Annotated in this window: 14 protein-coding genes; 10 read left to right on the forward strand and 4 right to left on the reverse strand. The window is 37.6% G+C overall.

Translation table 11 applies throughout. The features are described from left to right. The first annotated feature begins 104 nt into the window (after positions 1 to 104). The 5 genes from FNN09_RS19170 to FNN09_RS19190 all read left to right on the forward strand — a co-directional run bounded on the left by FNN09_RS19170 (position 105) and on the right by FNN09_RS19190 (position 3,799). Complete coding sequence (locus FNN09_RS19170) at positions 105 to 395, forward strand: PqqD family protein (RefSeq protein WP_143304105.1); 291 nt, start codon at positions 105 to 107, stop codon at positions 393 to 395. A gap of 11 nt (positions 396 to 406) precedes the next feature. Beyond that, entirely contained in the window at positions 407 to 598 is a 192-nt protein-coding gene (locus FNN09_RS19175; RefSeq protein WP_143304106.1) for a hypothetical protein, read from the forward strand. Between the two features lies 1 nt (position 599). Further along, positions 600 to 1,502 carry a hypothetical protein gene (locus tag FNN09_RS19180; protein ID WP_143304107.1) on the forward strand — a complete coding sequence of 301 codons (903 nt, stop codon included), beginning with the start codon at positions 600 to 602 and terminating at the stop codon, positions 1,500 to 1,502. Continuing rightward, positions 1,495 to 1,935 carry a S24/S26 family peptidase gene (locus FNN09_RS19185; RefSeq protein WP_143304108.1) on the forward strand — a complete coding sequence of 147 codons (441 nt, stop codon included), beginning with the start codon at positions 1,495 to 1,497 and terminating at the stop codon, positions 1,933 to 1,935. Before FNN09_RS19180 ends, FNN09_RS19185 begins: the two co-directional genes overlap by 8 nt. A gap of 82 nt (positions 1,936 to 2,017) precedes the next feature. Continuing rightward, the gene (locus FNN09_RS19190) at positions 2,018 to 3,799 is read left to right on the forward strand and encodes an ABC transporter ATP-binding protein (protein WP_143304109.1); all 1,782 of its coding nucleotides are present in this window, start codon (positions 2,018 to 2,020) and stop codon (positions 3,797 to 3,799) included. Positions 3,800 to 3,808: 9 nt separating this feature from the next. Here the strand turns inward: FNN09_RS19190 and FNN09_RS19195 are convergent, their stop codons facing one another. The 4 genes from FNN09_RS19195 to FNN09_RS19210 all read right to left on the reverse strand — a co-directional run bounded on the left by FNN09_RS19195 (position 3,809) and on the right by FNN09_RS19210 (position 6,847). After that, positions 3,809 to 5,122 carry an outer membrane beta-barrel protein gene (locus FNN09_RS19195; protein ID WP_143304110.1) on the reverse strand — a complete coding sequence of 438 codons (1,314 nt, stop codon included), beginning with the start codon at positions 5,120 to 5,122 and terminating at the stop codon, positions 3,809 to 3,811. Further along, positions 5,116 to 5,667, reverse strand: coding sequence for an RNA polymerase sigma factor (locus FNN09_RS19200; RefSeq protein ID WP_255434192.1), 552 nt, complete (start codon positions 5,665 to 5,667; stop codon positions 5,116 to 5,118). The genes FNN09_RS19195 and FNN09_RS19200 overlap by 7 nt, the downstream gene beginning before the upstream one ends. A 128-nt stretch (positions 5,668 to 5,795) precedes the next feature. Next, positions 5,796 to 6,257 carry an SsrA-binding protein SmpB gene (gene smpB, locus FNN09_RS19205; protein ID WP_143304112.1) on the reverse strand — a complete coding sequence of 154 codons (462 nt, stop codon included), beginning with the start codon at positions 6,255 to 6,257 and terminating at the stop codon, positions 5,796 to 5,798. Then, a complete protein-coding gene (locus FNN09_RS19210; protein WP_143304113.1) occupies positions 6,254 to 6,847 on the reverse strand; it encodes a Yip1 family protein in 594 nt (197 codons plus the stop codon). Before FNN09_RS19210 ends, smpB begins: the two co-directional genes overlap by 4 nt. Positions 6,848 to 7,215: 368 nt before the next feature. Here FNN09_RS19210 and FNN09_RS19215 point away from each other — a divergent pair, with 368 nt between their 5' ends. Genes FNN09_RS19215 through FNN09_RS19235 form a run of 5 tightly spaced genes read left to right on the forward strand, consistent with a single transcriptional unit; the run spans position 7,216 to position 13,134 of the window. Next, on the forward strand, positions 7,216 to 7,848 hold the full coding sequence (locus FNN09_RS19215; RefSeq protein ID WP_143304114.1) for a DUF5063 domain-containing protein: 633 nt from the start codon (positions 7,216 to 7,218) through the stop codon (positions 7,846 to 7,848). Positions 7,849 to 7,872: 24 nt separating this feature from the next. Continuing rightward, a complete protein-coding gene (locus tag FNN09_RS19220) occupies positions 7,873 to 8,469 on the forward strand; it encodes a 3'-5' exonuclease (protein ID WP_143304115.1) in 597 nt (198 codons plus the stop codon). A 12-nt stretch (positions 8,470 to 8,481) separates the two neighbouring features. Then, positions 8,482 to 9,672: a class I SAM-dependent rRNA methyltransferase gene (locus FNN09_RS19225; RefSeq protein WP_143304116.1), complete on the forward strand. Its 1,191-nt coding sequence runs from the start codon at positions 8,482 to 8,484 to the stop codon at positions 9,670 to 9,672. 18 nt (positions 9,673 to 9,690) lie between these two features. Further along, positions 9,691 to 10,956 (forward strand): DEAD/DEAH box helicase, encoded by a 1,266-nt coding sequence (locus FNN09_RS19230; protein ID WP_143304117.1) that lies wholly within the window; start codon positions 9,691 to 9,693, stop codon positions 10,954 to 10,956. Positions 10,957 to 11,013: 57 nt separating this feature from the next. Next, positions 11,014 to 13,134 carry a Tex family protein gene (locus FNN09_RS19235; RefSeq protein WP_143304118.1) on the forward strand — a complete coding sequence of 707 codons (2,121 nt, stop codon included), beginning with the start codon at positions 11,014 to 11,016 and terminating at the stop codon, positions 13,132 to 13,134. Positions 13,135 to 13,313: the final 179 nt, after the last annotated feature.

The raw sequence follows: 13,313 nt of genomic DNA on the forward strand, positions 1-13,313 counted from the left end.
TTTAGTGAATTCTATCATTGGTCAAATTAATAATTTCTTTTAGCACAAATGAGTGCTTAAAATTTGTTTTTTTATATTTTTGCCAAGGTTTTTAAAAAAGTTAAGTGGGAAAACAGCTTTATAAGAAACAAATAGGTTTTGTTGAAAAGAATATTGGCGAAGAAATGGTAATCGTTCCTCTAGTAGGAAGTGTTGCGCAAATGGAAAAAGTTTTTTCGTTAAATGAGTTAGGTTCTTTCATTTATAAAAACTTAAGCAATGAACAATCGGCGGAAGCTTTGGTTTCGTTGATAATTAATGAGTTTGATATTGACGACAAAACGGCTATGATGGATTTAGAACAATTCTTAGAGAAGGCCGTTAATAGTGGAATCATTATTGAGATTACAAATTGAGAGAATTGGGGATGAAGATTAAAAAAACATATATTAAACCAGATATTGAAGTGCACTTTGTTGATCAAGTTATTAATCTCCAAATCGCAAGCGATTACCCATTACCTCCAATGACAAATAAAGATACTGAACCTGAATTAAAAAGTGCCCCTAGTTCAGAATATCCTTTTGGGGGTGACAAACCTGATTTCTCGAACATGTAGCATGATCAAGCAGAACAACATCAGACAATATACCATAGGGGGCATCAGATTTAATGTAAAAATCGAATGCCCCCTTTTTGATTTCGACAGAACAGGTGGAAGTCAATTGTTTCAAACACCAAACAAACACATCGACGATTGGAACCTAACTATTGATACTTGCCATATAAGCAAAACAAAGACTTGGAAGCATATTTTTAAAGGATCAGAGAACTTTGAAAGCGAAATTCCATACAAGTGGAGTGTAGTAAAGAGTAATTATCTAGATGGCATCTATGTAGAATTCGAGGAAGGTTCCCAAATAAAATCAGCCCTTGCTCTTATTAACATAGATGAAAAAAAAATACACATTGAATTAGAACCATTCAAAAAGCAAGGACAATTAAAGTTAGACCCATTCTTTCAGCCGCTTGGAATCCTCATTATCCAATACATTGTTCACATTTATGGCGGCTTTATCATCCATGCTTCAACTGTAAGCTATAACAGCAAAGGGTATCTATTTTCAGCTATTTCCGGTACTGGCAAATCAACAATGGCTAATATTTGGAAACAATATGGTGCAAGGGTTATTAACGATGATCGGCTTTTGATTATGCCATCTAAAAAAGGCTATCAGGCATTTAACACGCCAATGCCATACTACCAGGACATTAGTAAAAACATCACAATACACAAGGCTTTTTTAATTAATCAATCGCCAAGCAACTACCTTAAGAAACTGCCGATACTAAAAGGAACACTTGGCTTACTAACGAACTGCATGCAGTTTCAGTATGAAGAAAACCAAGTTCAAACCCGCTTAGAAGCATTGCAATCAATCGCAACAGAATGTGGCGTATACGAATGTGGATTTAAGCCCGATAAAGATATAGTTGAACTTATTTTAAACGAAATTGGCTAACGATCAAATACAGGAGACCTTAATCCAACTTTTAAGGGAAGGACAAACAGTAGAAGTACCTGCACATGGTATGAGTATGTTCCCGCTATTGCTACCTGGCGACCGCTTGCTAATCTCTCCTGTAAAACCACAAATTGGTCAAATAGGTGTTTTTATTGGTATGAACAAGTTAATCGCTCACCGTTTGATTAAGATCGATAATAAAACTTATTTCTTTAAAGGTGATGGTGTTTTTCATTCAGATGAACCTGTTCATTCAGACTTAGTATTAGGTGTAGTAACCCAAAGAAAAAGAGGGGAGCGAATAAGTAGCTGTAACAACCGCAAATTCAAAATATTTCAATACACAATGCCGAAATTGACATCTATATTAGGATCTTGGTTTTATTACTTAGGCCGATTACACCTTAAATACCAGAAAGCAAGTAGGTAATTATTCCTTATAAGCTATTTATAAAATACGCTAAGCTTGAATAATTATATTACTTTAGTGTGATAAACCAGTCGATTACCGCATGAAACCCTTGTCAAAAGCATCAATCTCCCTTTTAATTGAATCGGTAAGAATAGTATACAACAGCTCGCCAAAATGGACATGGGTAAATGCATTGGTCATGATCATACGTGGGGTAGTTCCCTTACTATTACTCTACATTGTAAAACAGCTTATTGATGTGGTAACTGCCTATTCAAGTGGCATCAACACTAACGAAGAAGTACTTTTTACAACCATCGGTCTTACTACTTCATTTTTCTTACTTAATTCCATTAGCGGCTCAATCAGTAACCTTACGCGAGAGCGTCATAGCCACTTTATCAACGACTTTGTACAAAACATTATACACAACAAAACAGTACATATCCCATACTTCTATTTTGAAGATGCCAACTACCAGGATACTTTTTACAGGGCTCTAAACGACTCTAGCTACAGACCTGCCCGAATTTTCTATAGCCTACTTCTAACACTACAGAATATTATCACGTTAACTCTTATTATAATTGTTCTGAGCAACATACATTGGGCGATGATTCCCTTGTTAATTTTATCAAGCGGTCCTGTTTTTTACTACCGCATCCTCTACACTAAAAAAATATACCAATACCGTAAAGATCACACCCAGGATGAACGTCGCGTTCACTATTTCAACAGACTACTGACTGCCAAGGACTTTGCTAAAGAACTTCGGGTTTTTAATCTTGGTAAAACTTTTAAATCAGAATATGAACATTACAAGCAGGATTTAAGGAATAAGCAATGGTCACTTTCTAAAGCAAAAACAATACGTGAGATAATCGTACAATTGTTATCAACTATTATTTTGCTTGTTATTATATCATACGTCATTAAGCAAACCATTAATGGAGTTGTATCAACTGGATCAATGGCAATGTATTTTCTGGCGCTACAAAGAGCTTATGCAGTGCTACAAGGTCTTATGGGTGGACTAAGCTCACTATACGAAGACAACTTGTTTATTAAAAACTTCTTTGATTTCCAGAACATCAAAATCAAAGACAAAAAAGGTAATTTATCTTTTCCGTCACCAATTAAACAAGGGATTGAATTTAAAAATGTAAGTTTTCAATATCCAAATTCATCCAAGTGGGCCTTAACAAATATCAATTTAAGTATAAGCAAAGGTCAAACGGTAGCGGTGGTCGGACACAATGGCTGTGGTAAAACTTCCCTTGTTAAGCTCCTTAGTGGACTGCATCAGCCAAATAAAGGTGAAATATTAATTGATAATCAAAATCTAAACGACATAAGTCTAGATGAAATAGCTGATAATCTGTCCATTATATTCCAGGACTTTATGCTCTATAATACCAGCGCAAAAAATAATATTCGCTATGGCAATATTCATCGCACAAACAATGATAGGGATATAAAAGAAGCAGCCCACAAAGCGGGAATAGGCCCAATGCTAGAAAAAATGCCTCAAGGCTACGAAACAACTTTAGGCACTTTATTCAAAGGCAGCCAAATGCTTAGCCGTGGCGAATGGCAACGCACTGCATTAGCGAGATCTTTTTACAATACCAATGCTCAACTAATTATTCTTGATGAGCCCACCAGTTCACTAGACGCATTTACAGAAGCTAAGCTAATCAACCATTTTAAGGTTATTACAAAAGATAAAACATCACTAATCGTAAGTCACCGACTTTCCACCATTAAACTGGCCGACATTCTAGTGGTTATGGAAAATGGAAGCATCGCTGAAGTTGGCACAGCCGATGAATTAATTCAGAAAAAAGGTGTTTATTTTAAAATGATTGAATCTCTTAAATAACGCTTTGTTTTAATTAACAACAAAGGTTATACCTCCATACACGCCAAAGGAATAGGGCTGAAAATTGTACTGATCATTGGCATTCACCGAATTTAAAAAATACTTTAAACGAGGCTCAACACTCAATCTAATCATTTTTGTTATTGGCACATCAACACCTAAACCCATTGAGCTGCTAATTACAAAACTTTTGATATCACTTGTTTCTCCAATCGCTTCCTCCTCACCTCCAACAATCGCATAAGCTACGTTATCAATCAAAAAATTCGAACTAAATCCTCCTGACAAAGACAGATATGGAAAACTCTTAAACAATGAATAACGAGCTATCATAGGCACTTCAACGTAATCCAATGTTTGTTTGATTGTATTGACGGAACTGAAAGCAGTTGGCTCATGCATTAAAAAATCAGGTCCTTGCAATTGTTCAGCCTGCATAGCGGCCTTATTCACAACCACCGCACCTAAGGAATTTGAAGTATCAAAACTAATAAGATTCTGCGTTTCACTTAGTCCTACTCTTCCTCCTTTCATACTAGCGCTAGAGTTAACTTCTTGACCAACCTGTGAATACAAAACTCCTGTTTCAAAAGACCAACGAGAATTAGTACTAACCCGAACTTGCAAACCACCACCCAAAGACTTGATACCACTTTCATCAATATGCGATGGCGTGTTACTATACACCTCTCCTCCTGTATAGTAGTTCGCTTTTGAGTTGTATGATGGGGCGACAAAACCGCCCACACTTATTTGAGCTTTATTTCGTTTACTTCGACTTTCTTCAGCGGAGGCATACAGTGGGTAGTATTCATTGCTCTTATTTACACGTAGCCCATTATCAATTTCAAAACCGACAGCTATTTGACTGAGAGGCAAAGATTCCAACAAAGTCAATTGTTCCACAGAGGAATCAACATTTTTGGAATACAAAATTGACACCTGACTATTCTTAACACTAGATTCTTGTATTACGGAAATATCTTCTTTCGATAGGGGTGATTCTTTTGCCTGACTATCTTTTTGTTGGCTTTTATTTAATTCATGATCGGTCGAGTCATCCAGCAACGTTTCAGTCACAACAGGTTTAAAGTCGATGCTTGCATCTTGCTTCATTTGATAAAACAAACCTAAGGACGATGCTATTACTCCCAAGATACAGGCAGCAGCAACACTCCTCCACACCATCACCTTCCGCTTACCTATGCGTTGTTTCGACAATGAGGCCTCAATTGATTTCCAAACATAATCTTCTGTTGGCGTCTCATAATCAGCTAAGCCGTTTTTAAACAAAGCATCTATATCACTTTTTTCCCTCAACATACAACCTGTCTTTTCTGAACCACTCTATCTTCAATACTATTCTTTAACCACTGACGTGCTCTCGCCAAATTTGACTTAGATGTACCAACTGAAATACCAGCTGTTTTAGCTATTTCTGAGTGAGAAAACCCATCTAATACATATAAATTAAATACTAGCTTATACTTTGGTGGTAACTCTTGTATTAATGCAATTAACTCTTCCTGACTGATGACTTCATCATCCACTTCCTCTTTCACATCTTCTGCCAACACGGGAAATTCATCAACCAAAACTTCGGGTTGTTTTTTACGATAAACCTCAATAACGGTATTAACCATTATTCGCCGCATCCAACCTTCAAAAGATCCTTTAAAAGCAAACTTTTTAATATTATTAAACACCTTAATAAATCCTTCTTGCAAACAGTCTTCAGCTTCCGTTTTATCCTGACTATAACGTAAACAAACCGCATACATTTTCCCGGCAAACACATCATACAACTGTTTTTGCGCTGATGCTTTACCTTTTTGGCAGGCTTTTATTATGTGTGTAAGGTTGTCCAATATTACTTGACTTCTATTTTAAAATAAAGCGTAATATTGCTGGCAATGTCAATATCCCCCATCTCATAGATTCTGTGTTGATAGGAAGATGGAGTTTTTGTTACGAGGTTGCGTTATTGAAACGCTTTTTAATAATTTTTTTTAGCCCTGTCCATTTCACGGCCAGCATCTTTTGTTTTCAACGACTCACGTTTATCATGTTGTTTTTTACCTTTTGCTAAAGCTATTTCAACTTTGACTAAACCTCTATCGTTAAAGAATATTTTAACAGGAACAATGGTTAATCCAGTCTCCTTTGTTTTTCTTTCTAACTTCTGTAGTTCTTTCTTTTTCAACAATAATTTGCGCTCTCGTTCTGGTTGATGATTATTAAAAGTACCATAAAAATATTCTGAGATGCGCATACCTTTCAACCACAACTCTCCATTGACAAAAAAACAATAAGAGTCAACCATGCTAGCTTTTCCTAATCGAATTGATTTGATTTCTGTTCCTACCAATTGCACCCCAGCACTAAAACGCTCGATTAACTCATAATCAAATGTTGCTCTTTTGTTTCTAATATTTAAACGTGAAGTTGGTAAGCTCATACAGTTAGGTTACTAATAAAAATAAATAATCGATCGATTAACACGGGTATAAGAAGAATTACAATGCTAGATAAGGCAGTAAGCCATACCCTATTTTCTTTGGTCACATTATTAACATGACCTAAAGCTAGCCATACTAAATAAGCCACATACAAATTCAAGATGCTTCCAATTATAATTGCTTCAGGAATTAAGGCTATAACAGATCCTGTTAAATACATCACACACGACGAAAAGGCCACTAATTGAAACACCTGCTCTTTATCAATTGAAAGATTAAATGCATTGAAAGCCTTAAATAATGAGTAATAGCTCAAGTATAAACCAAAGAAGAAACCTGAAAAAGTAAAAGCCGCTGATTTAAGTGCAGCCTGAAAATCTAACTCCTGATGACTCAATAAGTAACCAACAAAAACTGCAGCGGTATAAAAACCTATCAATGGCAGACTAAAACTAGACAAAACATCATTGGTCGTTTTCCTCTCCTCCATCACAATTTTCCACTCACTCTGAGGACTGATAATTAATTCTTTTAATCGTCCAATCAGATTTTTGTACAACACCCCTAAACCTATTGCTTCCTTACTCATTCGTCATGTTTTCGTTTTCCTCCTCATCCCTTAAGTACATAACTTAAGCGTTGAATCAAATGCAAAAATAGCAATTTTATCCAACTGTTTTCTGGAATGTTATTTAACATGTGAGGAATCCTATCATTTTTAGTCTCGATAAAAATAAGCCCTAATTAAGATTGAATATCAGTTCACATTATTTCAAGCACAGCTCAAACACACAAAAACAACACCATAAGTACCTCACTAATAAACAAAACACAAGCAGAAGCCTCCACACTTGCAATTCTTTCACTTGACAAACATTACTCATCATTTTTTGTTACTTTTGCCATTCATTGTTACATCGTCATTCCTATAGCTGTTGGAGTGATTAAATAGTATTTATGGAAGAATCATTTGAGCACATTGTTTACTCTAAAAATGTCATTGAATTTGTAACTGTAGCAAAAGAGTTTTGCTCGTTTGTTGAATCTTCGGAAGAGATGTCGCGCAAGGAGTTTGTAACGGTTGCCACTCGAATTATTCCCTTGCTATACTTAAAGGCCTCGGTATTACCTAAGACAGAGCCTGAATTAGAAGAAAGTATTGAAAAGACTGTTGATGAAATGATGTATGCGCATATTCAGGACAGCATAACATCAAAACTCGGACGATTCAATGATTATCTGGAAGTATTTAACTCAGAAATGCAATTGAGTGATACGCCAATCATCGCCTTTATTGGAGAAGATATGGCAGATATTTACCAAGATCTCAAAGACTTTATCTCAGCATATCGCTTAGGCGTAACTGAAGTAATGAACGATGCCCTTGCCGAAGTTGTTAGTAATTTTGAATTATACTGGGGACAACGAATTGTTAATACACTAAGAGCTTTACACGCCGTATTACATGGAAGTGAACCTCTTGAGGAAGAAGAGGGCGAAGAAGCTTTTCAGGATAATCAGCGTAAAGAAAGCTGGTACAATAAGATGCAGAAAGATTGGCAAGACGACAATGACGAACTAAACCAATAATTTATTAAATCCACTACTAGATAAATGGAGAAAACCATAAGCAAAGAAGCACTCAATGATTTACCCTTAAAGCATTTTGAAGGCAGAGTGGATGTTGTTGAAGATGAAAACACTGTTGAAGAACTTGTTAAAGAACTTGAGCAACATAATTGTATTGGCTTTGATACTGAAACAAAACCCTCGTTTCAAAAGGGGAAAATTAATCAAGTTTCATTATTGCAATTCTCAACCGAAACCAAAGCCTATTTATTTCGACTGAATAAAACAGGCATGCATCCTGCCATTGTTCGACTACTATCGAATCCGAACATATTAAAGGTAGGCGTTGGAATACGTGATGACATAAGGGGATTAAATCGTTTACACGAATTTGATCATGCTGGTTTTGTTGAAATACAAGATCATGTTAAGAGAGTAGATATTGAAGACACCAGCCTGAAAAAATTAGCTGGTATCGTACTTAATTTCAGAGTGAGTAAACGACAGCGCTTATCAAACTGGGAGGCACCACGTTTAAGTGAAGGACAAGTTATTTATGCTGCCACCGATGCCTGGGTAGCTCTCAAATTAATGATTCGATTATTAGAAAAGTTTCCACATGCGGAAGCACAAACAATTTAGACCATATTATCAATGGCAGAAAGATCACAATTAGTACTAAAACAGGGGAAAGAACAGAGTTTAAACAGATATCATCCTTGGGTATTTTCAGGCGCAGTTAAAGGCGTTAAAGGACCTGAATTAATTGAGGGAGATATCGTTGAAGTACTCGATAGTGAAGAGAAATTTTTAGCACTTGGTCATTACATAATTGGCTCTATTGCTGTAAGGGTTTTTAGTTTCAAAAATGAAACAATAGACCAGAGCTTCTGGCAAAATAAAATTGAACAAGCGTATAACCTACGTAAAGCAAGTGGCTTAGTCGATGATGAATCAACCAATGCCTATCGTTTGGTACATGGAGAAGGCGATTATTTACCAGGGCTTATTATTGATTATTACAACGGTACCGCAGTAGTACAAATGCATACCGTAGGAATGTACCTCATTAGAGATACAATCTCTAAAGCACTTCAGGCTGTTTTAGGCGATGATTTGGTTTCTATTTTCAACAAATCGGAAGGCACAATGCCTTACAAAGCAGATGTTGAACCAGTAAATGGCTATATTTTTGGTAAAAGCTCTGAAAAAGTAGCCCTTGAAAATGGATTGAAGTTTAAGGTAGATTGGGAACGTGGGCAAAAAACAGGCTTTTTTGTTGACCAACGAGAGAACCGATCATTAATTGAGCACTATAGCAAAAATCGAGATGTACTAAACATGTTTTGCTATACGGGTGGATTTTCTTTTTATGCCATGCGTGGTGGCGCCAACACAGTACATTCGGTAGATAGCTCTGAGCGTGCTATCGAAATTACCAAAGATAATGTTGAGCTCAATTTCCCAGGTGACAAAAGGCACGAAGCATACGCCATGGATGCCTTTAAATACATGAACAAAACCAAGGGAAAGTATGACTTAATCATATTAGATCCACCAGCCTTTGCTAAGCATATTAATGTGGTAAAAAATGCTTTGCAAGGCTACCGTAGATTAAATGCAAAGGCTTTAGAGCAAATTCGTTCAGGCGGTATCTTATTCACTTTCTCATGTTCACAAGTCATCTCAAAAGAACAATTTCGCACCATGGTATTTTCAGCTGCAGCACGAGCTGGCCGTAAAGTGCGTATCTTACAACAGCTCACTCAACCAGCCGATCATCCAGTTGACATCTATCACCCAGAAGGAGAATACCTTAAGGGATTGGTCGTTTATGTAGAATAACAAATTAAAGCAAGCACTTTGGAATTTAAAGATTTTAAGTTTACCGACGCATTATTAGATGGCCTAGATGCCATGCGCTTCGAAAAAGCAACTCCAGTTCAGGAAAGAACCATCCCTTTTATTACGGAAGGTAAAGACCTGATAGCTTGTGCCCAAACGGGAACTGGCAAAACAGCTGCTTACCTGTTACCAGTTATCGATAAATTAGTAAGAAACGGGCATAACAAAATAAATGCGCTTATACTTGTTCCAACGCGCGAGCTAGCCATACAAATTGACCAGCAGATGGAAGGCTTTGGCTACTTCTTGGATGTTTCATCCACCGCAATATATGGTGGTAACGACTCTAGTGAGTGGAACAGACAAAAAACAGCTTTAACAACAGGCGCTGATATTGTTATTGCCACGCCAGGCAGACTTATCCAACACCTAACCATGGGTTATGTGAAAATGGACACCTTGCAACATTTGATTCTGGACGAGGCCGATCGTATGCTTGATATGGGTTTTTTCGATGACATAATGCAAGTAGTAAAATACCTGCCAAAGGAAAGGCAAACGTTAATGTTCTCGGCCACCATGCCACCAAAAATACGTGAACTAGCCAAGAATATCCTCGTCGATCAGGAAGAGGTCAACATCTCGATTAGCAAACCAGCTGAAGGCATTTTACAAGCCGCATACATGGTTTTCGATACACAGAAAATTCCTTTGCTCAACTCCTTATTAAAGGACAAAGATTTACCAAGTATTATCATTTTCACCTCTACCAAACAAAAGGTAAAAGAAATTGCCCAATCACTCTCTCGCAACGGCTTTAATTCAAAAGCTATCAGCTCCGATTTGGAGCAGGCAGATCGCGAGGAAGTATTGCGGGAGTTTAAGAATCGGAATATACAAATCTTGGTAGCTACCGATATTATTGCGCGTGGGATTGACATTGAAAAAATTGATCTAGTCATAAATTTCGACGTCCCTCGAGATGCAGAGGACTACGTTCATCGTGTTGGTCGAACAGCAAGAGCGCAAACTCAAGGGGTTGCCATCACGCTCATCAACGAAAAGGAAGTTCTAGACTTCTATAAAATTGAACAACTCATTGAAAAGGATGTGTACAAAATTCCATTGAACCCAGAGTTGGGCGAAGCGCCTTTATACAATCCTGATGAGTTATTAAAGCGTAGACGCAAGGGTGGCGGACAAAAACGCAAGCCAGGTAACAACCGAAAGAACTTTAAAAAGAAACCAGCAAACACAAAAGGTAAAGATAATCCCAAGAGCTAAACCAGCTTAGTGTCTTTTACATTTCATTGTTATACTTCCATAACTCATTCTAATCATATGCAGCTAACTCAAATAATCTCCAAAGAGCTTCAATTACCACTTACTAGTGTACAAAACACCTTAACTCTTCTTGATGAAGGTGCAACCATCCCATTTATAAGCCGGTATCGCAAAGAGATGACGGGTAGTTTAGATGAAGTACAGGTGGGCGATATTAAAGAGCGCTATGAGAAGCTAAATGAGTTGATGAAACGCAAAGAAACCATCTTGAAATCAATGGAAGAACAAGGTGTTTTAACCGATGATCTAGAAAAAAAAATTAAAGAAACATATAATTCTACAGAATTAGAGGACATTTATTTACCCTTTAAGCCCAAACGAAAAACACGAGCTGTTAAAGCTCGTGAAAAAGGCTTAGAGCCTTTGGCTAAAGTATTAATGAAACAGTACGAACGCGATGTTGAAGGCAAGGCAGCTGATTTTGTCAATCAAGAGGTGGTAGATACTGATGAAGCTCTCCAGGGAGCACGTGATATTATTGCTGAATGGGTCAACGAGCACAAGGTAGCACGTGAAATTGTCCGATCCGTTTTTGAGCAGGAAGCAGTTATCAGCTCCAAGCTAGTTAAAGGAAAAGAAGAGGAAGGTGCCAAATACAAGGATTATTTTGATTGGAGCGAACCTCTAAAACGATGCCCATCGCACCGTTTTATGGCCATGCGCCGTGGAGAAAAAGAAGGCTTTTTAAAATTATCCCTTTCGCCTGATGCTGAACGAAGTACCTATCGTTTAGAGCGTTTTTTTGTAAAAGGCAACACAAGCGCCTCGGAACAGGTAGCAACAGCGGTAAACGATGCCTACAAACGCTTATTACAGCCCTCCATCGAAACTGAGTTTACCAACTTATTTACCACTAAAGCGGATACAGAAGCTATCCGTGTATTTGCTGAAAACTTGCGTCAGCTGTTATTAGCATCACCACTAGGACAAAAACGTGTTTTAGCACTCGATCCAGGTTATCGAACAGGATGTAAAGTAGTTTGTTTAGATGCCCAAGGAAATTTAGTAGCGAACGATACCATCTACCCGAATGCACCACAAAATGCCAATCAAAAATCGGCAGCTACCATTACTCAGCTAGTCGATAAACACCAAATTGAAGCCATTGCCATTGGTAATGGTACTGCCTCGCGTGAAACGGAGGCTTTTGCCAAAGGTCTCAATTTCAAACAAAAAGTAGAAATATTTGTGGTTAGTGAAGATGGTGCATCGGTGTATTCGGCAGGTAAGGTGGCACGTGAAGAGTTTCCCGATAAAGATGTGACTGTTCGTGGAGCCGTATCCATAGGCCGCCGCCTAATGGATCCATTGGCCGAGTTGGTGAAAATTGACCCTAAATCTATAGGCGTTGGCCAATATCAACACGATGTGGATCAAAGTGAATTAAAGAAATCATTGGATGTAGTAGTGGAATCGTGTGTGAACTCGGTTGGCATTAACTTAAATACAGCCAGCAAGCACTTACTAACCTACGTTTCAGGATTGGGTCCACAATTGGCACAAAACATTGTTGACTACAGAGCCGAACATGGAGCCTTTGACACTCGTGATAAACTTAAAAAAGTCCCACGCCTTGGAGCAAAAGCCTTTGAACAAGCTGCTGGATTCTTACGCATTAGCGAAGCAAAAAACCCATTGGACAACACTGCTGTTCACCCCGAGGCATACAAAGTGGTAAAAAAGATGGCAAGTGACCTTGCTTGTAAGGTTGATGATCTTATTGCTAACAAATTACTAAGGGAAAAAATTAACCTTAATAGCTATGTAAGTGATAAAGTAGGACTACCAACTTTAAAAGATATATTAAACGAGTTAGACAAACCGGGTCGTGACCCACGAGAGGCCATTAAAGCTTTTGAGTTTGCAGAAGGTATATATTCCATCGATGACTTATACGATGGAATGGTATTGCCTGGGTTGGTTACCAACATAACCAACTTTGGCGCCTTTGTAGACATTGGGGTAAAACAAGATGGCCTGGTACACATATCTCAACTAGCTGATAAATATGTGAGTGACCCAAATGAAATAGTAAAACTCCAACAACAGGTAAAAGTTAAGGTTCTAGAAGTTGACAAAGTTCGAAAGCGCATCCAATTAAGCATGAAGAATAATTAATACTATTAAATAGATAATAGTAGTGGAATGCTAGGTTCTATGAGGGTGTCCAAAAACGGATTCCCTCTTTTTTCGTTCATAATCAATTGATTACAGCTGAGTTAGTTTGTTCATGTGCCTGATATTTAGTATCTTAAAAGCATGAAACAAATCAATTTCAAGCCCTATAATCAAGGTCA

It is taken from the genome of Carboxylicivirga sp. M1479 (assembly GCF_007097485.1).
In the GTDB taxonomy this organism is placed as follows: domain Bacteria; phylum Bacteroidota; class Bacteroidia; order Bacteroidales; family Marinilabiliaceae; genus Carboxylicivirga.

Bases quoted from the DNA above. Each gene is read 5' to 3' on its own strand.
- FNN09_RS19225 (WP_143304116.1), top strand. From the start codon at position 8,482: ATGGCAGAAAGATCACAATTAGTACTAAAACAGGGGAAAGAACAGAGT.
- FNN09_RS19195 (WP_143304110.1), bottom strand. From the start codon at position 5,122: ATGTTGAGGGAAAAAAGTGATATAGATGCTTTGTTTAAAAACGGCTTA.
- FNN09_RS19215 (WP_143304114.1), top strand. From the start codon at position 7,216: ATGGAAGAATCATTTGAGCACATTGTTTACTCTAAAAATGTCATTGAA.
- FNN09_RS19235 (WP_143304118.1), top strand. From the start codon at position 11,014: ATGCAGCTAACTCAAATAATCTCCAAAGAGCTTCAATTACCACTTACT.
- FNN09_RS19190 (WP_143304109.1), top strand. From the start codon at position 2,018: ATGAAACCCTTGTCAAAAGCATCAATCTCCCTTTTAATTGAATCGGTA.
- FNN09_RS19180 (WP_143304107.1), top strand. From the start codon at position 600: ATGATCAAGCAGAACAACATCAGACAATATACCATAGGGGGCATCAGA.
- smpB (WP_143304112.1), bottom strand. From the start codon at position 6,257: ATGAGCTTACCAACTTCACGTTTAAATATTAGAAACAAAAGAGCAACA.
- FNN09_RS19220 (WP_143304115.1), top strand. From the start codon at position 7,873: ATGGAGAAAACCATAAGCAAAGAAGCACTCAATGATTTACCCTTAAAG.
- FNN09_RS19210 (WP_143304113.1), bottom strand. From the start codon at position 6,847: ATGAGTAAGGAAGCAATAGGTTTAGGGGTGTTGTACAAAAATCTGATT.
- FNN09_RS19175 (WP_143304106.1), top strand. From the start codon at position 407: ATGAAGATTAAAAAAACATATATTAAACCAGATATTGAAGTGCACTTT.